Genomic DNA, 16,575 nt, shown 5'->3' on the forward strand with positions numbered 1-16,575 from the left:
CGAGGACCATGGCCGGGGAAAAGAAACTGCCGCGCCACAAGAGCGTGTACATCCTGCCCAACATGTTGACCGTGACGAGCCTGTTCATCGGGTTCCTCGGCATCACGTTGGCCATCAAGGGCAACTTCGAGGCGTGCGCCCTGTGCATCCTCGCGAGCTGTGTCTTTGACGGCCTTGACGGAAAGGTTGCGCGTCTCACCGGCACCACGAGCGAGTTCGGCGTCCAGCTCGACTCGCTGGCAGACCTCGTCGCCTTTGGCGTCACCCCCGCCCTCATGGTCTACCTCTGGGAACTCCAGCAGTTCGGCCGCCTCGGCCTTGTTGCCGGTTTCCTCATGATTACCTGCGGCGCGCTCCGGCTCGCCCGCTTCAACGTGCAGACCAAAAGCACGTCGAAGAAATTCTTCGTGGGCCTGCCCATTCCTGCGGCGGCCTGCACGCTGGCCACCATGGTGCTCTTTGCCACCTATCTCCCCGAGTGGGTCCGCACCGAGATTCTCCCCATGGCCGTCCTTGTCATGGTGTACGTGGTGTCCATTTTCATGGTCAGCACCATCCGCTTCTACTCCTTCAAGGAGTTCGGTTTCCTCAAGGCGCATCGTTTCAGCGCCATGGTCACCGCCATCCTGCTGTTCGCGCTGATAGCCTCCAAGCCGAAGCTTCTCGGCTTCGTCATTTTCCTCGGCTACATCGTGTCCGGCCCTGTCTACACGCTGTTCTTCCTGTCCCGCAGGAGCAGCCGCCTACTAGGCGATTCCTCTTCCAACGAACTATCGTAGTTCGGCCAGTCCCGTTCATCATTCATACGTGATTTCCCGGGGCGTTGCGCAGCCGGATACGTGAGCGTTCGCACTCAACGTATACCGCTGTTCAACGGCTCGTACTTTTGCAGCCAAACCATAGGGCACACGCCCGGAGAGAACCATGAAGACTCGTGAAACGCATTGTTTCGGACTCCTCGTCGGTATTGTTCAGCCTCCCTGCGGTCATCGACTACGGCACGGCACCAAGGTGTAACGTGCCCGGCGGGCGGCATTTCCGTTGCCTGCCGCCAGTGAAATCGATACCGTAAACAATCGGGAAAATACCCGGAGGAAATTATGTCCGACAAAGTAATGATTTTTGACACCACGCTTCGTGACGGTGAGCAGTCTCCCGGCGCAACCATGAACATTGACGAGAAGATTCGCATGGCCCGCCAGCTCGAAACGCTCGGCGTGGACATCATTGAGGCCGGATTCCCCATCGCCAGCAAGGGCGACTTTGAATCGGTCCGCGCCATCTCCGAGGCGGTAAGCGATATTCAGGTCGCCGGGCTCTGCAGGTCCGTCACCAAGGACATCGACCGCTGCTGGGAAGCCGTGAAGGACTCCCCCGAGCCGCGCATTCACACCTTCCTCGCCACCAGCCCCATTCACATGGAATACAAGCTCGGCAAGACGCCGGATCAGGTCGTGGAGATGACCGAGGCCGCCGTGAGCCACGCCGCAAAGTATACGAGCAACGTGGAGTTCTCTGCCGAGGACGCATCCCGCTCCGAGTGGGACTTCCTCGTCAGGGTGTTCAACACCGCCATCAAGGCCGGTGCCCGCACCCTCAACGTGCCGGATACCGTGGGTTACACCCAGCCGCATGAATTCCATGATCTCATCCGCTACCTCATGGAAAAGCTCGACATGAAGGATGACACCGTCATCTCCGTGCATTGCCACAACGACCTCGGCCTTGCCGTAGCCAACAGCCTCGCGGCCATCCGGGCCGGGGCCCGGCAGGTGGAATGCACCGTCTCCGGCATCGGCGAGCGCGCGGGCAACGCCGCCCTTGAAGAAGTGGTCATGGGGCTCAACACCCGCAAGGACCTCTACGACATCGAAACCGGCATCGTCACCGAGCAGCTCTATCCGTCCTGCCGCCGCCTTTCGCAGATCATCGGCCAGCCCATCCCGCCGTACAAGGCCATCGTGGGTACCAACGCCTTTGCGCACGAATCCGGCGTTCATCAGGACGGCGTCATCAAGAACCGTCAGACCTATGAGATCATGACACCTGCCTCCATCGGAAGGCACGGCACCGACATTGTCATCGGCAAGCACTCCGGTTCCCACGCCATCAAGCGTAAGGTCGAGGAACTCGGGTACACGCTCGACGACGAGCAGGTCGGCGCCATGTTCGACGCGGTGAAGGAGCTCGCCGACAAGAAGGAACAGATTTACGACGAGGACGTGGAAGCCTCGTGCTCGAAAAGGTTTACCGTCGCCGCGACAAGTTCCGCCTCAAGGACATGAGCGTCTTCTCCGGCACTGGAGAAGTCCCGCCGCACGCGGCTGTCATCATGGAGTTCGGCGACGAGGACGGTGAAGTGGAAATCCGCAAGACCACCCAGTTCGGGCGCGGCACCATTGACGCGGTCTTCACCTCCATCTACGAGTTGATCGGATACAAGGCCACGCTCGAAAGTTACGCTGTCAACGCGGTCACCTCGGGCACGGACGCTCTGGCCGGTGTTGCCGTGCGAATCTCGCACGACGGCATCAAGGCCGTGGGGCGCTCCAACGACGAGGACGTCGTGCGCGCCTCCGCGCTCGCCATCGTCAACGCCTTGAACCGCATGGAAATAACCAGAGAGGAGAGAAAGTAAATGGCTCATACCCTGGCAGAAAAAATATTGCAGAACCATACCGACGAGAAAATCGCCGGACCGGGGCAGATCGTCCAGTGCCGGGTGAGCGGGGTGCTGGCGAACGACATCACTGCGCCGCTTGCGATCAAGGCCTTCAAGGAAATGGGTGCTGATAAGGTGTTCGACAAGGACCGCGTGTTCCTTGTCTGCGATCATTTCACCCCGAACCGGGACATCGACTCTGCCGAGCAGGTCAAGACGGTCCGTGAGTTCGCCCACGCCATGGGCGTGACGCACTACTACGAGTGCGGCGAGGTCGGCGTGGAACACGCGCTGCTGCCGGAAAAGGGTCTTGTCGGCCCCGGCGATATCGTTGTGGGCGCGGACTCGCACACCTGCACCTACGGCGGGCTGGGCGCGTTCGCCACCGGCATGGGCTCCACCGACATCGGCGCGGCCATGGCCCTTGGCGAAACGTGGTTCAAGGTCCCGCCGACCATACGCGTGGAAGTTACCGGCAAATGTGGCAAGTACGTGGGTGCCAAGGACATCATGCTCAACCTGATCGGCCGCATCGGCGTTGCCGGGGCGCTGTACAAGGCGCTGGAATTCGCGGGTCAGGCGATCAGCGACCTGACCGTGGAAGGGCGCATGACCATCGCCAACATGGCCATCGAGGCCGGCGGCAAGGTCGGGCTCTTCGCCGCAGACGGCAAGACCCTCGAATACGCAGTGGAAGCGGGCCGCAAGAATGCCCAGATGATCGCTCCGGACCCGGGCGCGACCTACGAGCGAACCGTGGACATCGATGTGGACGGCATGGAGCCGCAGGTGGCCTGCCCGCATCTGCCCGACAACGTCAAGCCCGTGGACGAGACCGCCGGTCTTCATATTCATCAGGCGGTCATCGGCTCCTGCACCAACGGCCGTATCGAGGACATGCGCGAGGCCGCAGCCATCCTCAGGAACCGCAAGGTGGACAAGAACGTGCGCTGCATCATCCTGCCCGCCACGCCCAAGATCTGGCAGGAGTGCCTGAGCGAAGGGCTGATGGAAGTCTTCATGGACGCCGGATGCATCGTCGGTCCGCCGACCTGCGGACCGTGTCTCGGCGGTCACATGGGCATTCTGGCCGGGGGCGAGCGCGCCATCGCCACCACCAACCGCAACTTCAAGGGCCGCATGGGCAGCCTCGAAAGCGAGGTATTCCTGTCCAACCCGTCCGTTGCCGCTGCAAGCGCCATCGCGGGCGAAATCATCCACCCGGCCAAGCTGTAGGAGGGAAACCATGAAAGTTACCGGAACCGCCCACCGCGTGGGCGACCATATAGATACCGACGCCATCATCCCGGCCCGCTTCCTCGTCACCACCGACGCGGACGAGCTGGGCAGGAACTGCATGTCCGGCCTTGAGGAAGGCTGGGTGGACCGCGTGAAAGAGAACGACATCATCGTGGCCGGGGAGAACTTCGGCTGCGGCAGCTCCCGCGAGCACGCGCCCATCTCCATCCTCGGCGCGGGCATTCCCGTGGTCGTGGCCAAGAGCTTTGCCCGCATCTTCTACCGCAACGGCTTCAACAAGGGGCTGGTGCTGCTGGAAGTGGGCGACGACATCGACAAGCTCGGCGACGGGCAGGACATCACCGTGGACACCGAAAAGGGCGAAATCACCAACAACGCCACCGGGGACGTGGTCAAGTGCGCTCCGGTGCCGCCTTTCATGCAGGGCATCCTCGACGCCGGGGGTCTCGTTGAATACGCACGCAAGAAACTCGCAGGATAGTGAATAATGAAGATATGCATACTGGCCGGTGACGGCATCGGCCCGGAAATCGTGGCGCAGGCGGTCAAGGTTCTCGACAAGGTGGGCGGCAAATTCGGCCGCACCTTCGAATACTCCGAAGCGCTCATCGGCGGCGCTGCCATTGACGCCACCGGCTCTCCGCTGCCGGAGGCCACCGTGAAGCTCTGCAAGGAGGCCGACGCCGTGCTGCTGGGCGCTGTGGGCGGTCCCAAGTGGGACACCATCGACCCGGCAATCCGCCCGGAGAAAGGTTTGCTCGGCATCCGCAAGGAAATGGGCTTGTTCGCCAACCTGCGCCCGGCCGTGCTGCTGCCGCAGCTCAAGGACGCCTGTTACCTGCGTCCCGACATCGTGGAAAACGGTCTCGACGTCATGGTCGTGCGTGAGCTGACCGGCGGCATCTACTTCGGCGAACCGCGCTTTGAGGGCGAAAAAGACGGCGAGCGTTACGGCTACAACACCATGGTCTATGCCGAGCATGAAATCCGCCGCATCGCCAAAGTGGCCTTCGAGGCCGCCCGCAAGCGCGACGGCCGGGTCTGTTCCGTGGACAAGGCCAACGTGCTGGACGTCTCCCGCGTCTGGCGCGAGGTGGTCATCGACGAGCACAAGAACTATCCGGACGTGGAGCTGAGCCACATGTACGTGGACAACGCGGCCATGCAGCTTGTCCGCGACCCCGGTCAGTTCGACGTCATGGTCACGGGCAACCTGTTCGGGGACATTCTTTCGGACGCTGCCGCGGCCATCACCGGGTCCATCGGCATGCTCCCGTCCGCTTCGCTGGGATCCGATGGTCCCGGCCTGTACGAACCGATTCACGGTTCGGCCCCGGATATCGCCGGGAAGGACATGGCCAACCCGCTGGCAACGATCCTGTCCATCTCCATGATGCTGCGCCACTCCTTCGACATGACCGAGGAAGCCGACTGCATCGATCAGGCCGTGGAAAAGACGCTTGAGCAGGGCCACCGTACCGGCGACATCGTGGAGCCGGGTGCCAGGTCCATCGGCTGTAAGGCCATGGCTCAGGCCGTGCTGGACAACATCTAGCCGATACCGCAAGACGCAAAAAAGGCCGGGACAATGTCCCGGCCTTTTGTATTGCAATATCGTCGGCGTTACTGTTTGTTCTGCGCCTTGTCCGCCATCTGCGCCATGCGGGAGCGGATGTACTCCGCCGCGAGGTCGGCCATCTCGTCGCCGTCCGAGGCGTCCTTGCCATGCTCGCGCAGGTCCTTGTCGATCTGCTCTTCCATGCGCGCGGACTCGAGGAACATGATGTAGGCCAGCAGCAGGGCGGCGTTGTTGTCCTCGCTGCCGTCGCAGAGAAGCTCCAGCGCGTCGCGCGGGGCTGTCTCCAGCAGCCGGTCCACGAACATGCCGATCCATTTGGCGTACAGTTCCTCCATGAGCGGCGGGATCATTTCGGCCACTTTTTCGGCCAGCGCATCTGCGGAGGCCGTGCCGGTGACGGCCATGAATTCGGCCAGCGCCTCGCGGCGTTTGGCGTCGTCCTGCTCGCGGACCTTGTTCATGACGATTTCGTTGATATGGTTGCGGATCTGTTCGTCGGTCATGCGTGTTCCCCCTGATGGTGTATGGCGGCGCAGGGTAGCGGAATGTGTTGCGTCGGGCAAGCCTCGGGACGGTCAGCGTTCGATACGGCCGCCGAGGTAGCGCAGCCGGAAGCAGCGCGTGCCCTTGTAGAAGATGCTCTCAGTGCCCGCGAACTCGTCCGTGTCGCCGTCGTACTCGTTTTCGTATGACCAGTTTTCGTCCGTGATGTATTCCGGTCCGCGCAGGGGGGAGTCCTCGGCTGCGGAGCGAAGGGCTTTTCGCAGGAAGACAAATATATCGGCTGGTTCCGGGATGCTGGTGAGCACCCGGCCGTGATAGGCCATGGTCCAGATGGGTTCTGCGTCGAGCGAGACCGACTCGGTGCCGGCAAAGGCGCGGTCGCCCCAGTAGTGGTCCACGTACTCGTAGCCGTTTTCTGCGTAGCGCAGTTCGATGCTGCCGTCCGGGTGATCTATGCGGCTTTCCGGAGCTTCGGAGGCATAGCAGGCCTGTTTGGCGGCGGTCAGAAATTCATTGAGCGTCATGCGTTTTTCTCCACGATCCTGTCTACTTCAAGCGGCGTTCCCTTTTCAGGGGCCAACCGGAGCGACAGGGCGTTTTTCGGACATTTATTCGTGCAGACGCCGCAGCCGAGGCAGCGGTCTTCCCGGATGTAGGCCTTGCGCTCCCTGAAGCCGATGGCCTTGAACTGGCAGAACCCGGCGCACTCGCCGCAGCCGATGCAGTTCTCCGTGTCCACATGGGCAAGATAGCCTGAAGAGCAAAGCATCTCAATGCCGTTTCTGTGCGCTTTCATGGCTCCGCAGCAGCAGGAGCAGCAGTTGCATATGGCGTAGAATCGACCAAGCATCACGTCTTTGAAGAAGGCGTGGGCCACGTTGCCGCGCGCATTGCACTGCTTGAGAATCCGTTCGGCCTCGTCCGCGTCGATTTCGCGGGAGCGGTCCGGGTGGTGCTCAAAGATGAAGTCCGCGATGGGGCTGCCGATGATGAGACACACGTCGAGCGGCTGGCAGGGATTCGGGGCCGTGGTCCGGCAGGGGCAGTCGAGTACGACGATTTTGGCGTTTTCCTGCAGGATGATGTCCCGGGCGCGGGTGTATGGGATGACCTGTTCCGGCACCGCGGTGTTCACGGGGACATTGATGCGAACGAGTTTTTTGGCCTCGTTCAGCGGAACGGCCTTGCCGTGATAGGTGTCGGCAAAGGTGGGGCGCTCCTGAGCCGGGTCGCCGGTCTTGTTGCGCTCCGTCTGGTCAAAGGGCGAGAAGCGGTCCACAAGGTAGACGAACGGGGCAGCAATGTATTTGAAGACGGGGTATTTGTCGTGTACCAGTCCAATATAGCGGTAGGGCCAGCGTATATAGGCGTATCCGTGCAGCAGTTCAATGAAGCTCAGGCCGGACTTGCGGCCCTCGCGCCAGTAGTCGATGGTGGATTGCTTGAGAAATGGTATTTTCATGATGATTCAAATTGCTGTTTGAAACATAGTTGTACGACGGACTGAGTGAAAGTCAACAACTAGCAGGATTTTTTCGGAGTTGCCATGACCGAAGCGGAAAAGTGTACCGAGCTTGCCAGAATGCGGACTGTTCTCGCCAACAGGCGGACGTTTCTTGCTTGGTGCCGCACGGCGCTGGCTGTAATGGGCATCGGCGTGTTGCTGGAAAAGGCCGGACTGCTTCTTGGCGGCAGGTTGTCGGATGTTCAGGTCGATGAACTGGGTGTAATGGGAATCGTTGCGCTTGTGGCCGGGCCTGTGCTGATAGCCTTTGCGGGCTGGCAGTATGTTCGCGTCGGAAGGCAGGTGGGTGGCGATCCCGACTACGTTTTCGTCATCCCCGAAATGGTCGTTTTCACGGTGGCCGTTGCTTTTGTGCTTCTGAGTCTCTGGGCAATGTGATGCGAAAAAGCCCGTGATGCAGGAATAGAGCGGGCGCATGGGCTAATCTTCTCTTGCCGAGCGTCCGATGAGTCTAGTAGGGTGCCCCTCTGGAGCGATACTTCATGAAATTCGTCGAATACATAAGAAAAGAGGGCTACCGCCGCTTCCGTGGAGCGGTTGGGGATTCGGTTTACGAATACTTCCAGTGCGAGTGTTCCGACCGCGCTGTCTGGTACTTCAAGGAAGGCAGCTACCAATGTGTGGGCTGCAAGGAGCAGTGCGAAACGGACAGCTCGGAAGGATTTCAGTTATTTCTTACAGATATGGATGAGTCATGAAAACTGTCGCCGCTTTCATAGTCGCCGTGCTTCTGATGACGTCCGCCCCGGCTTCGGCCAGCGGGGTGGACGAAATGGACTTCTGCATCTGTCGCAACGTGTTGTCCCGCCTGCTTTGCAAGGACATCGATGAATTCAACCTTGTCGGCAAGATCAGGGACGGGCTTTATCTGTACAGCGTGTTTTACGCCAACAAGGAACAGAAGTTCTACTGTGGTGTGGGCAGTGCGTTCGTGAAGGTGCAGGGTGTGGAAAAGATGCGGATCACGCGCTCCATTCCCTATACCTTTGACCCGGAAAGCAACTGCGGAAAACTGGAGTACGACACGAGCGACTGCCCGAGGTACGTTCCGGTCACCTGTTGCGCCAAGAAGGACGCCGAACAGCGCAAGGCTGACCAGTTCTGGGACAAGCCCATCCCGCAGTTGCTTGAGGAAGATCTTCGGGAAGCCCTGAGGGAATCGAACGGAACGCAGGGGCAGTAATCAGCGCAGGCGAAGGCCTGCCAGAACGGCGATGGCTCCGAGAAGCGGCCACATGGGCCACCACTGGCCCCGCCACTGGCAGATACCGGCCGCCACAAGCAGCACGAGCACGTAAATCCACGCTTCCACCATCCGCGCGATTTCCCGCTTTTGCTCTGTGGAAAGGGGCGGCGTCTTGAACCGCTGGAGCGGTTCAGGTGGCGGAGGAAGGGTAATTCCTCGTGAGGATTGAAGTTTTTTGCGGCATTTTGTGCAGAAAAGGGCAGAGTCCTCGTTTCTGCAGCCGCATTGGGTACAGGTAATCACCTTGTTTTTGTGCCCCGCCGCGCGACTTCGGTCAAGCAGGGCTTTGCATTAATGTCTGATATGACGTAGTAATCGCCCATAAAGCTTTATATTCTGGATACGCAATTACATGACGCAAGAGAATAATGGTGCCGACGCACGCCAGAACCTGAGCAGCACGCAGAGGGTGTCCGCGTACCGCAAGAAGCTGCGGACGCTCAAGGAGCGTGCCTCGCTTCGCGAAGTCACTGAGCGGGAATTCCTCATGGAGTTCATCCGCGTCAATCCCGGTAACATCAATGAGTTTCCGCTTCTCAAGGCGCAGCAAAATAGCGTCATCAGCCTGATGAGCAACCGCGGCCGCCATCCCGGATATGACTACATCCAGAAGCTCACCACCTCCTTCATGGTCACTGTTTCCCGCCACGAAAAGGCGGAGCTGAGCGGCGACAAGGAAGCAACCGAAAAATATGCCAGCGAGCTGGCCAATACCGAAGCCCTGCTGGTCAAGACCGTGCAGGGAGTCGTTTACGCCATGGCGCTCATCACGGACAACTTCGAGGAGATGGTCCTCAAGTACTTCGGGCAGGACTCCCTCAAGGAGTACAGTTCGCTCATCGAGCAGTACGAACTGGATCACCGCTTCTGGGATGCTTTCGTGGAGCAGTTCGTGGCCAGTCGTGTTGACGAAGCGTTTGCCGAGATCGTTGCAAACCGCAAGTATGAGCTTTCCAAGGAGAGCCGCTTCCTTGTGCTGCGTTTTGTCATGGACGACGTACTCTCCAAGCTCAATCCCACCGGAAAGCGCATCGAGAAGACCCGCATACAGAAGACCTATGAACTGACTGACGCGGGCTTCAAGGAGCGCCGCAAGGCCAAGGTCATCCAGAACCTGCTCTCCAAGGGGCTGACTCCCTACATGCCCGAAGGCGACACGCAGGAAAAGGACTTCCTGAACACGGCAAGAATCGTCTGCATGGACCCAGTCTCGCAGGACATGGCTGACGCGTATGTCAAACGCGTCATGGAGGCCAAGGCCTCCTCTGACAAGAGCAGGGAAGAGAAGGCCGAGAGCGAACGGACCTTCAAGTTCCTTTACGATCAGGTGCTCTCCATCGGCGTCGGGGCGGCGTTGGCCATCGGCATTACCGCGCAGAATCTTTTTCAGGCGCTTGAGAAGTTCATTCCCGGCGAGACGGACCGCATCCGGCCGTTGGCCCGAAACTTCAACTCCGCAGCGCTTGAACACGTTCTTTTCTTCCTGCTTGAGCATCACTTCATGTACATCCTGCGGGAAAAGGCCGAGCATGAAGGCGGCAAGGTAACTGTCCGTAGCGCAAGAGCGAAGCGGGCACCGCAGGCCGAAGTGGATGCGCTCAAGGAAATCGGGCTGGGAAAGATCGCCAGAACAAAGCTGTTCGGCCGCGACACAACCCGCGAGGGGACACTGCTGTTTCGGCCCCGCACTCCGGCCCAGTTTGCCGAGATCGTGAAGTCCCTTCAGGTCAGCAAGGACCTTTTCGAGCGTCTGAGAGACCTCTGGACAAAGGCCCCCACGCGCATCGACATCATGGTGCTGGTCAACCTCGAGCAAGTGGCCAGAACCACTACGAACCTGAAGGTCAAGCTCGCCGAGATTCTGGCCAACTACGGCGTGGGCGTGCCGGGCAACGGTTCTGAAGAAAACGCCGAGACCCCGCAGGCGCCCACAGCCTGATATTCCTTACTATTCCTACCGTTTGAAAACGATGGTCTTGTTGCCGTGCACGATGACGCGGTCTTCAAGGTGCCAGCGCACGGCGCGTGCCAGCACGTGCCGTTCGATGTCTGCGCCGTGGCGTTTGAGGTCGCAAACCGTGTGGTTGTGGTTCACGCGGATGACGTCCTGCTCGATGATCGGTCCCTGATCGAGCTCCTCGGTCACGTAGTGCGCCGTTGCCCCGATGAGCTTGACGCCGCGCTCGAAGGCCCTGCGGTACGGGTCCGCACCCACGAAGGCGGGCAGGAACGAGTGGTGGATGTTGATGATCCGGTTCGGGAAATGGCTGACGAATTCCGGGGTGAGAATCTGCATGTAGCGTGCAAGCACCAGAAGATCCGCCTGCCCGGCCATGTGTTCGAGGATTGCGTCCTCGGCCATCACTTTGGCGCGCAGTCGCTTGCCGACAGGGATGTGGTGGAAGGGGACGTCAAAGCTCTCCACCGCCCTTCCGAGATCTTCATGGTTGCTGATAACCATGGAGATGTCGGTCTCCAGCTCGCCGCGGCGGAATCGCCAGAGCAGTTCCATGAGCGCGTGGTCGAACTTGGAGACGAGGATGGCGGTCTTGCGGCGAACCCAGGCCGGATGCATGTGCCAGGTCATGCCGAACGGTTCCGCTACCTGATGCTCGAACTCTTCCCGGATGCGTTCCAGAGTGTCGTTGTCCGGGGCAGGCAGGCAGAACTCGTTGCGCATGAAGAAGCTGCCGCCCTCGGGGTCGGTGGAGTGCTGGTCGGAATGGACGATGTTCAGGTTTCGTTCCTGAAGAAAACCGCTGACCGCTGCCACGATGCCGGGCCTGTCGGCGCAGGATATGGTAAGACGGACGGTTGCCGTGGATTCTTTGTTCATCATTGTCTCCAGTGAATTTCGTTCGGGTGACATAGCGGAAAATATCGCGACGGGGAAGTGGTTTTTGCCCTCCTGCCGCAGGGGAGTTCTTGCCTGCCCTTTATTTTTCCATTACCGTCTGTAACTCCAGAAAACTGCTTATCGCTACATTGAGGAATATATGTCTGAATCTGCATTGAAAAAGGTCATGGACCATGCCAGAGCCGGGCTTGAGGCCCGGGAGGAGTTCTTTCAGGGCAAGGCCGACCAGCTTGTTGAAGTATCCCGCGCCGTGGCCGTGTGTCTGGCTCGGGGCGGAAAGGTCATGTTCTGCGGCAACGGCGGAAGCGCCGCCGACAGCCAGCATCTCGCCGCCGAGTTTGTGAACCGCTTCAAGCTGGAGCGGCCGCCGCTTCCCGCACTGGCCCTGACCACCGACACTTCGATCCTCACTGCCGTGGGCAACGACTATTCCTTTGATCAGGTTTTCGAGAAACAGGTTCAGGCGCTGGCCCGACCGGGCGACGTGATGGTGGGGCTTTCCACCTCCGGGGCGAGCGCCAATGTCATTCGCGCCATGCGCGAGGCCAAAGCCCGTGACGTGCTCACCATCGGATTCGTCGGCCAGCATGGCGGCGAGATGCTCTCGGTGAGCGACTATCTTGTTCAGGTTCCGAGCGGGGACACGGCTGTGATTCAGGAGATTCACATCGCTGCCGGGCATGTCCTCTGCCATCTTGTCGATCACTTTCTCTTCGAGGCCGTTGCAGAGTTGCAGCCGTGGCTCGAAGCTGGAGAATAACTGCATGTCCAAGCCAATGCGTATCCTCGTTGTCGAGGATATCATGATTAATCGCGAATTCCTGAAGATGCTCATGGAGCAGCGTGGAGAGTGCGTCTGCGTGGAGTCGGGAGAGGAGGCCGTGACGGTCTTCGCCGAGGCCCTGAAGCAGGGGAACCCATTTGACGTGGTCTTCCTCGACATCATGCTGCCGGGAATCAACGGCCATCAGGTTCTGGAGAAGTTCCGGGAGCTGGAGGACAAGGCCGGGGTGGATCGCGGCGACGAAGCGCACGTTATCGTGACCACGGCCATCGACGATGACGCCAGCGCCTCACGCGCGTTCATTCACGGCAGGGCGGTGTCCTACATCACCAAACCCGTGCGTGAAGACAAGATCGACGAGGAGCTTCGCTCCCTCGGTCTGACCGGCTAGAATTCCTCTCGCTTGACCCTGATGGTCAGCCCCTTTCGCCTGAGGTGCGTTGCCACGCGCTCGGCACGTTCTTTTGTGGGCAGCGAGGTTATGACGAGCTGCGCCCTTGCGGTGTCGTCCCATACCCAGATGTTCTCCGGAAGAATCACGTCCAGCGTTTCGAGTTCTTCAAGCAGCAGCTCGCGCGCCTGTTCGCGCTGGTCGAAATCGTCCGGATCATAGGCCGGACCGCAGGCCAGCACCCACCAGCCCAGTCGGCCTGAATCCGGATCGTCGCCAAGGCTTTTGAGCGCTTCTTTGGCTTCGTCCCTTCGGACGATTGCCGTCATGCGCCTGATGGCGTTTTCGATTGTACTGACGTTGATTCGCATGGTTCGTTTCCTTCCGAGCGCGACATATTACGCACCGATGTCCGGAAGGCAAGCCGTTTCTTCATGCATTCCGGGCTTGCCGTTGGCCCGTCCGCGGGGTACACGAAACCCCATGTACAAGGAAATCCTCGACCCTTCCCGTTCGTTCAGCGAGCGGCTGAAAAAAGGCATCCAGCTCGTGCTGGCCGTGGGCCTGACGCTGCTGTTTCTGTGGCTTCTCTACAAGGTTCCGTACAAGATTATCCGCGAAGAGCGGGTGCGCGCGCTCGGTGAGACGCATACCACCGGTGTGGTGCTGCTCAAAAAGCAGTCGGGGACCATGAGCGACTATGAAACGCCGTGGTACCTGATTACCTTCAAGTATCTGGATAATGACGGATACACGCGAACCGCCAAGGCGGTGGTGAAAAAGACCGTGTGGGACCGTCTGGACGCCGGAGAGCCGGTGGACGTCTGGTTTGCCAATGCCAAGCCTGAGCTGGTGCGCGTCGAGGGCATGATCGAGTCCGAAATGCAGACGACCCTGCGCGGATGGCTGACCAACTAGTTTTCCGAGCGCTGCGGGATTGCCAGCGACAGGAAGAACGTCACTGACGAGACTGCGATGATGGCCGCTCCGGAGGTCAGATCGAACCGGAAGGCCAGCCACAGCCCCGCAAGGCAGAACATCGCGCCGAGCAGTGTCGAGGCGATCATCATCCGGCCCAGCGACCGCGCCCGGCGTTCCGCGATGAAGGGCGGGATGGTCAGCATGGCGATGACCAGAATCAGCCCGGCCACGCGGATGAGCGTGACCACGCAGAGCGCCACCATCCCTATAAGCAGATAGTAGAGCGCGTTGACCGGGACGCCCCGTGCCCGCGCAAAATCCTCGTCAAAGCTCATGGCCGAGAGCCCCCGGTAGAACACCAGCACCACCAGCGGCACTGCGGCCGAGAGAATGCCCATCAGCCAGAGGTCGCCCGTGGCGACGGCCATGATGCTGCCGAAGAGGTAGCTCATCAGGTCCACGTTGTAGCCGGGGGCGAGGTCGAGAAGCACCACGCCGAAGGCCATCCCTGCCGCCCATATGACCCCGATGACCGTATCGGCCCGTTCGCGCACCTTGAGCGTCACCATGGCCATGATCATGGCCGCAAACACCGCAAAGCATGACGTTACCGGAAGGATGGGCAGGCCGAGGATGACTGCCAGCCCGACGCCGCCGTATGCGGCATGGGCAACGCCGCCCGCAAGAAAGACAAGCCGGTTGACGACGACGAGCGAGCCGATGACGCCGCAGAGAATGCTCGCCAGCAGCCCGGCCGCGAGCGCGTGCTGAAAGAAGTCGAATTGCAGGGCTTCGATGATGCTCATTCCTGATCCTGATCGTGTTTTCCGAGAACGCGGTGGGGGATGTCGCCGTGGGTGACGAGCTCAATGGGGCAGCAGTCTTCATCGCCGCCGTAGGACATTCGGACCATGGGGCCGGTGATGGCCGGAGCCGGGTGGAAATGCAGGGTCCGGTTGACGCAGGCCACGGACTTGACGCCGTGGGCCACTGCGGAAATGTCGTGGCTGACCATGATGACGGTCATGTTCTTGTTTAGTTCAAGCAGCAGATCGAAAAGATGCACGCGGTTCTGCGGGTCCACGCTGGCAGTTGGTTCGTCGAGCAGGAGCAGTTGCGGATCCGAGACGAGGGCGCGGGCGATGAAGACGCGTTGCTTCTGGCCGCCGGAGAGGTCGGAAACGCGTTTGCGGGCGTGTCTGTCCATGCCCACGCGTTCCAGCGCGCCCATGGCCCGCTTTGTCTCTTCGCGGCATTTGGTGATGCCGAGCATCCCGCGTCCGGGCGAGACGAGGCCCATCCGCACCGCCTCGACAACGGTGATGGGGAAGGAGGCGGATACGTGCGTGTACTGGGGCAGGTAGCCGATGCGGCCTCCGGCCTCTCCCGGAGGCATTCCGAGAATTCGTACTGAGCCGGAGTCCGGTTTGAGCAGGCCGAGCATGACCTTCAGCAGGGTGGATTTGCCGCCGCCGTTTGCGCCGAGCACGGCAAGATAGTCACCGTGCTCCACGGTCAGGTCAATGTCTTCAAGGATTGTCGTGCCGCCGAGGGTCAGTGTCAGGCCTGAAATCTCGACGGCATGGTCGCTGCTGTTCATTTCTATCCTTCATCAGGGTCTTCGGCAAAGACCACCTGCCTGCGGTTGATGACGAGGGTTTCCCCGCTGCTGCAAAATGTCCCGTGCAGACATCGGGAGTCTTCCAGTTTGAAGAAGTCTCCCCCCGGCCCGTTGAGCAGGTCTTGGACGCTACCATCGGTTCGCAGGACGCCCTCCACGGAAACGCCATTTGAAAGGTGGAGGACAATGTTTTTTTTACAGGTCTTGAGGCTGCACTCCACGCCCAGGTCTTCAAGGTCGTACACTTCTCGTCCCATGACGGCTCCTTGGTATCAATGACCGGATTTCAAGAAGATAGCACGTTTTTGGCTCGGCGCAAATTGAATCAGAATTGGCGATTATGCCATGAATGAAAGAGAGTCTGGCAAGCGCAGCTATATGCATCTTAATGCGTTAAAACAGAAAAAGGGCTTCCGGCAATCTGCCGTAAGCCCTTGATCTTTCGTGGTCGGGATGGAGTGATTTGAACACTCGATCTCTGCGTCCCGAACGCAGCGCTCTACCAAACTGAGCCACATCCCGTCGTGACGAGAAGTGGCTTTTAGCCAAATCAAGGATGAATGGCAAGAAAAAAAATTTATACTTTGTTGATGTTGGACAAATTTATGAAATATACATACTATTCTTAACTGTAACCCAGAGCGGCCCCTCGTGCCGGATGTGAGCTGTTTCGACCGAATTCGGATTTTCTTTGACAGAGGGGTGTTTGAGATTGTTCTTCCTGCCCAAGGAGTTGAGTCTGTGATAAAAGTCGTAGTCGTGGATGATTCCGCTTTCATGAGAAAGGCGATCAGCACGATGCTGGGGAAAGACCCAGAAATTCAGGTCGTTGGGACCGCGAGAAACGGAGAGGAAGGGCTTGAGGTCATTCGGAAGAACGACCCGGATGTCGTGACGCTCGACATTGAAATGCCCGTGATGGACGGCCTTGCCGCGCTCAGGCGGATAATGATGGAAATGCCGAGGCCCGTGCTCATGGTCAGCTCGCTGACCGTGGAGGGAGCCGAAGCCACCCTGAAGGCCATGGAACTCGGCGCGGTCGATTTCATCCCCAAGCAGCTTTCCAAGGTCTCTCTCGATATCATCAAGATCGAGCGTGATCTTGTGAACAAGGTCAAGAGCGTAGCCAGAAGCAAGATGCGCCCCTCGGCGCCGCGTACTGCCGCAGCGCCTGCTCCGAGACCGGCTGCCTCGGTCAAGCCCGCGGGCGGCAAGCTCGTGCGAG

General features: G+C 59.8%; 22 protein-coding genes, 1 tRNA gene and 1 pseudogene. 13 read left to right on the forward strand and 11 right to left on the reverse strand.

The window, feature by feature from the left end; all coding sequences use genetic code 11:
• Nucleotides 1–8 precede the first annotated feature (8 nt).
• The gene (pssA, locus tag JCM12178_RS04180; RefSeq protein WP_054649022.1) at nt 9–779 is read left to right on the forward strand and encodes a CDP-diacylglycerol--serine O-phosphatidyltransferase; all 771 of its coding nucleotides are present in this window, start codon (nt 9–11) and stop codon (nt 777–779) included.
• A gap of 214 nt (nt 780–993) precedes the next feature.
• On the opposite strand, the gene JCM12178_RS20645 is transcribed toward pssA, so the two are convergent.
• Nucleotides 994–1,086 carry a hypothetical protein gene (locus JCM12178_RS20645; RefSeq protein WP_157054736.1) on the reverse strand — a complete coding sequence of 31 codons (93 nt, stop codon included), beginning with the start codon at nt 1,084–1,086 and terminating at the stop codon, nt 994–996.
• 14 nt (nt 1,087–1,100) lie between these two features.
• On the opposite strand from JCM12178_RS20645, the pseudogene JCM12178_RS04185 reads away from it, so the two are divergent.
• The 4 genes and pseudogenes from JCM12178_RS04185 to leuB all read left to right on the forward strand — a co-directional run bounded on the left by JCM12178_RS04185 (nt 1,101) and on the right by leuB (nt 5,477).
• Nucleotides 1,101–2,638: pseudogene (locus JCM12178_RS04185) on the forward strand (2-isopropylmalate synthase).
• Nucleotides 2,639–3,898 (forward strand): 3-isopropylmalate dehydratase large subunit, encoded by a 1,260-nt coding sequence (gene leuC, locus JCM12178_RS04190; RefSeq protein WP_054649024.1) that lies wholly within the window; start codon nt 2,639–2,641, stop codon nt 3,896–3,898.
• 10 nt (nt 3,899–3,908) lie between these two features.
• A complete protein-coding gene (locus JCM12178_RS04195; protein ID WP_054649026.1) occupies nt 3,909–4,403 on the forward strand; it encodes a 3-isopropylmalate dehydratase small subunit in 495 nt (164 codons plus the stop codon).
• A 6-nt stretch (nt 4,404–4,409) separates the two neighbouring features.
• Nucleotides 4,410–5,477, forward strand: a complete 1,068-nt coding sequence (gene leuB / locus JCM12178_RS04200; RefSeq protein ID WP_054649028.1) for a 3-isopropylmalate dehydrogenase — start codon at nt 4,410–4,412, stop codon at nt 5,475–5,477.
• A gap of 68 nt (nt 5,478–5,545) precedes the next feature.
• Here the strand turns inward: leuB and JCM12178_RS04205 are convergent, their stop codons facing one another.
• From JCM12178_RS04205 to JCM12178_RS04215, 3 genes are all read right to left on the reverse strand, one after another.
• Nucleotides 5,546–6,004, reverse strand: a complete 459-nt coding sequence (locus JCM12178_RS04205; protein ID WP_054649030.1) for a hypothetical protein — start codon at nt 6,002–6,004, stop codon at nt 5,546–5,548.
• A gap of 72 nt (nt 6,005–6,076) precedes the next feature.
• Nucleotides 6,077–6,529 (reverse strand): DUF5680 domain-containing protein, encoded by a 453-nt coding sequence (locus tag JCM12178_RS04210; RefSeq protein ID WP_054649032.1) that lies wholly within the window; start codon nt 6,527–6,529, stop codon nt 6,077–6,079.
• Nucleotides 6,526–7,467, reverse strand: coding sequence for a 4Fe-4S binding protein (locus tag JCM12178_RS04215; protein WP_054649034.1), 942 nt, complete (start codon nt 7,465–7,467; stop codon nt 6,526–6,528). The genes JCM12178_RS04210 and JCM12178_RS04215 overlap by 4 nt, the downstream gene beginning before the upstream one ends.
• An 84-nt stretch (nt 7,468–7,551) precedes the next feature.
• Here JCM12178_RS04215 and JCM12178_RS04220 point away from each other — a divergent pair, with 84 nt between their 5' ends.
• The 3 genes from JCM12178_RS04220 (at nt 7,552) to JCM12178_RS04230 (ending at nt 8,713) form a co-directional block, all read left to right on the forward strand.
• A complete protein-coding gene (locus JCM12178_RS04220; RefSeq protein WP_054649036.1) occupies nt 7,552–7,908 on the forward strand; it encodes a YidH family protein in 357 nt (118 codons plus the stop codon).
• 104 nt (nt 7,909–8,012) lie between these two features.
• On the forward strand, nt 8,013–8,228 hold the full coding sequence (locus JCM12178_RS04225; protein WP_054649038.1) for a hypothetical protein: 216 nt from the start codon (nt 8,013–8,015) through the stop codon (nt 8,226–8,228).
• Nucleotides 8,225–8,713 (forward strand): hypothetical protein, encoded by a 489-nt coding sequence (locus JCM12178_RS04230; protein ID WP_054649040.1) that lies wholly within the window; start codon nt 8,225–8,227, stop codon nt 8,711–8,713. Before JCM12178_RS04225 ends, JCM12178_RS04230 begins: the two co-directional genes overlap by 4 nt.
• Here the strand turns inward: JCM12178_RS04230 and JCM12178_RS20440 are convergent, their stop codons facing one another.
• Nucleotides 8,714–8,845: a hypothetical protein gene (locus JCM12178_RS20440; RefSeq protein WP_284690200.1), complete on the reverse strand. Its 132-nt coding sequence runs from the start codon at nt 8,843–8,845 to the stop codon at nt 8,714–8,716.
• A gap of 283 nt (nt 8,846–9,128) precedes the next feature.
• Here JCM12178_RS20440 and JCM12178_RS04235 point away from each other — a divergent pair, with 283 nt between their 5' ends.
• Complete coding sequence (locus JCM12178_RS04235) at nt 9,129–10,715, forward strand: hypothetical protein (RefSeq protein ID WP_054649042.1); 1,587 nt, start codon at nt 9,129–9,131, stop codon at nt 10,713–10,715.
• A gap of 15 nt (nt 10,716–10,730) precedes the next feature.
• Here JCM12178_RS04235 and purU read toward each other — a convergent pair whose 3' ends face one another.
• Nucleotides 10,731–11,612: a formyltetrahydrofolate deformylase gene (gene purU / locus JCM12178_RS04240; protein WP_054649044.1), complete on the reverse strand. Its 882-nt coding sequence runs from the start codon at nt 11,610–11,612 to the stop codon at nt 10,731–10,733.
• Between the two features lie 160 nt (nt 11,613–11,772).
• On the opposite strand from purU, the gene JCM12178_RS04245 reads away from it, so the two are divergent.
• Nucleotides 11,773–12,393, forward strand: coding sequence for a D-sedoheptulose 7-phosphate isomerase (locus JCM12178_RS04245; RefSeq protein WP_054649046.1), 621 nt, complete (start codon nt 11,773–11,775; stop codon nt 12,391–12,393).
• A gap of 4 nt (nt 12,394–12,397) precedes the next feature.
• Nucleotides 12,398–12,808, forward strand: a complete 411-nt coding sequence (locus JCM12178_RS04250) for a response regulator (RefSeq protein ID WP_054649048.1) — start codon at nt 12,398–12,400, stop codon at nt 12,806–12,808.
• On the opposite strand, the gene JCM12178_RS04255 is transcribed toward JCM12178_RS04250, so the two are convergent.
• Nucleotides 12,805–13,179, reverse strand: coding sequence for a hypothetical protein (locus JCM12178_RS04255; protein ID WP_054649050.1), 375 nt, complete (start codon nt 13,177–13,179; stop codon nt 12,805–12,807). The genes JCM12178_RS04250 and JCM12178_RS04255 overlap by 4 nt on opposite strands.
• A gap of 112 nt (nt 13,180–13,291) precedes the next feature.
• On the opposite strand from JCM12178_RS04255, the gene JCM12178_RS04260 reads away from it, so the two are divergent.
• The gene (locus JCM12178_RS04260) at nt 13,292–13,726 is read left to right on the forward strand and encodes a hypothetical protein (protein ID WP_054649052.1); all 435 of its coding nucleotides are present in this window, start codon (nt 13,292–13,294) and stop codon (nt 13,724–13,726) included.
• On the opposite strand, the gene JCM12178_RS04265 is transcribed toward JCM12178_RS04260, so the two are convergent.
• The 4 genes from JCM12178_RS04265 to JCM12178_RS04280 all read right to left on the reverse strand — a co-directional run bounded on the left by JCM12178_RS04265 (nt 13,723) and on the right by JCM12178_RS04280 (nt 15,872).
• Entirely contained in the window at nt 13,723–14,535 is an 813-nt protein-coding gene (locus JCM12178_RS04265; RefSeq protein WP_083465725.1) for a metal ABC transporter permease, read from the reverse strand. The genes JCM12178_RS04260 and JCM12178_RS04265 overlap by 4 nt on opposite strands.
• On the reverse strand, nt 14,532–15,329 hold the full coding sequence (locus JCM12178_RS04270; protein WP_054649054.1) for a metal ABC transporter ATP-binding protein: 798 nt from the start codon (nt 15,327–15,329) through the stop codon (nt 14,532–14,534). Before JCM12178_RS04270 ends, JCM12178_RS04265 begins: the two co-directional genes overlap by 4 nt.
• Nucleotides 15,330–15,331: 2 nt before the next feature.
• A complete protein-coding gene (locus JCM12178_RS04275) occupies nt 15,332–15,607 on the reverse strand; it encodes a hypothetical protein (protein ID WP_054649056.1) in 276 nt (91 codons plus the stop codon).
• 188 nt (nt 15,608–15,795) lie between these two features.
• Nucleotides 15,796–15,872 (reverse strand) — tRNA-Pro (locus tag JCM12178_RS04280).
• Between the two features lie 219 nt (nt 15,873–16,091).
• On the opposite strand from JCM12178_RS04280, the gene JCM12178_RS04285 reads away from it, so the two are divergent.
• A partial coding sequence (locus tag JCM12178_RS04285) for a response regulator (RefSeq protein ID WP_157054734.1) occupies nt 16,092–16,575 on the forward strand: 484 nt, incomplete at its 3' end.

It is taken from the genome of Salidesulfovibrio brasiliensis JCM 12178, from assembly GCF_001311825.1.
GTDB lineage: Bacteria > Desulfobacterota > Desulfovibrionia > Desulfovibrionales > Desulfovibrionaceae > Pseudodesulfovibrio > Pseudodesulfovibrio brasiliensis.

Bases quoted from the DNA above. Each gene is read 5' to 3' on its own strand.
- JCM12178_RS04265 (WP_083465725.1), bottom strand. From the start codon at position 14,535: ATGAGCATCATCGAAGCCCTGCAATTCGACTTCTTTCAGCACGCGCTC.
- JCM12178_RS04220 (WP_054649036.1), top strand. From the start codon at position 7,552: ATGACCGAAGCGGAAAAGTGTACCGAGCTTGCCAGAATGCGGACTGTT.
- JCM12178_RS20440 (WP_284690200.1), bottom strand. From the start codon at position 8,845: ATGGTGGAAGCGTGGATTTACGTGCTCGTGCTGCTTGTGGCGGCCGGT.
- JCM12178_RS04230 (WP_054649040.1), top strand. From the start codon at position 8,225: ATGAAAACTGTCGCCGCTTTCATAGTCGCCGTGCTTCTGATGACGTCC.
- JCM12178_RS04245 (WP_054649046.1), top strand. From the start codon at position 11,773: ATGTCTGAATCTGCATTGAAAAAGGTCATGGACCATGCCAGAGCCGGG.
- leuC (WP_054649024.1), top strand. From the start codon at position 2,639: ATGGCTCATACCCTGGCAGAAAAAATATTGCAGAACCATACCGACGAG.
- JCM12178_RS04250 (WP_054649048.1), top strand. From the start codon at position 12,398: ATGTCCAAGCCAATGCGTATCCTCGTTGTCGAGGATATCATGATTAAT.
- purU (WP_054649044.1), bottom strand. From the start codon at position 11,612: ATGAACAAAGAATCCACGGCAACCGTCCGTCTTACCATATCCTGCGCC.
- JCM12178_RS04215 (WP_054649034.1), bottom strand. From the start codon at position 7,467: ATGAAAATACCATTTCTCAAGCAATCCACCATCGACTACTGGCGCGAG.
- JCM12178_RS04270 (WP_054649054.1), bottom strand. From the start codon at position 15,329: ATGAACAGCAGCGACCATGCCGTCGAGATTTCAGGCCTGACACTGACC.
- JCM12178_RS04275 (WP_054649056.1), bottom strand. From the start codon at position 15,607: ATGGGACGAGAAGTGTACGACCTTGAAGACCTGGGCGTGGAGTGCAGC.
- leuB (WP_054649028.1), top strand. From the start codon at position 4,410: ATGAAGATATGCATACTGGCCGGTGACGGCATCGGCCCGGAAATCGTG.
- JCM12178_RS04235 (WP_054649042.1), top strand. From the start codon at position 9,129: ATGACGCAAGAGAATAATGGTGCCGACGCACGCCAGAACCTGAGCAGC.
- JCM12178_RS04225 (WP_054649038.1), top strand. From the start codon at position 8,013: ATGAAATTCGTCGAATACATAAGAAAAGAGGGCTACCGCCGCTTCCGT.
- pssA (WP_054649022.1), top strand. From the start codon at position 9: ATGGCCGGGGAAAAGAAACTGCCGCGCCACAAGAGCGTGTACATCCTG.
- JCM12178_RS04195 (WP_054649026.1), top strand. From the start codon at position 3,909: ATGAAAGTTACCGGAACCGCCCACCGCGTGGGCGACCATATAGATACC.
- JCM12178_RS04210 (WP_054649032.1), bottom strand. From the start codon at position 6,529: ATGACGCTCAATGAATTTCTGACCGCCGCCAAACAGGCCTGCTATGCC.
- JCM12178_RS04260 (WP_054649052.1), top strand. From the start codon at position 13,292: ATGTACAAGGAAATCCTCGACCCTTCCCGTTCGTTCAGCGAGCGGCTG.
- JCM12178_RS04255 (WP_054649050.1), bottom strand. From the start codon at position 13,179: ATGCGAATCAACGTCAGTACAATCGAAAACGCCATCAGGCGCATGACG.
- JCM12178_RS04205 (WP_054649030.1), bottom strand. From the start codon at position 6,004: ATGACCGACGAACAGATCCGCAACCATATCAACGAAATCGTCATGAAC.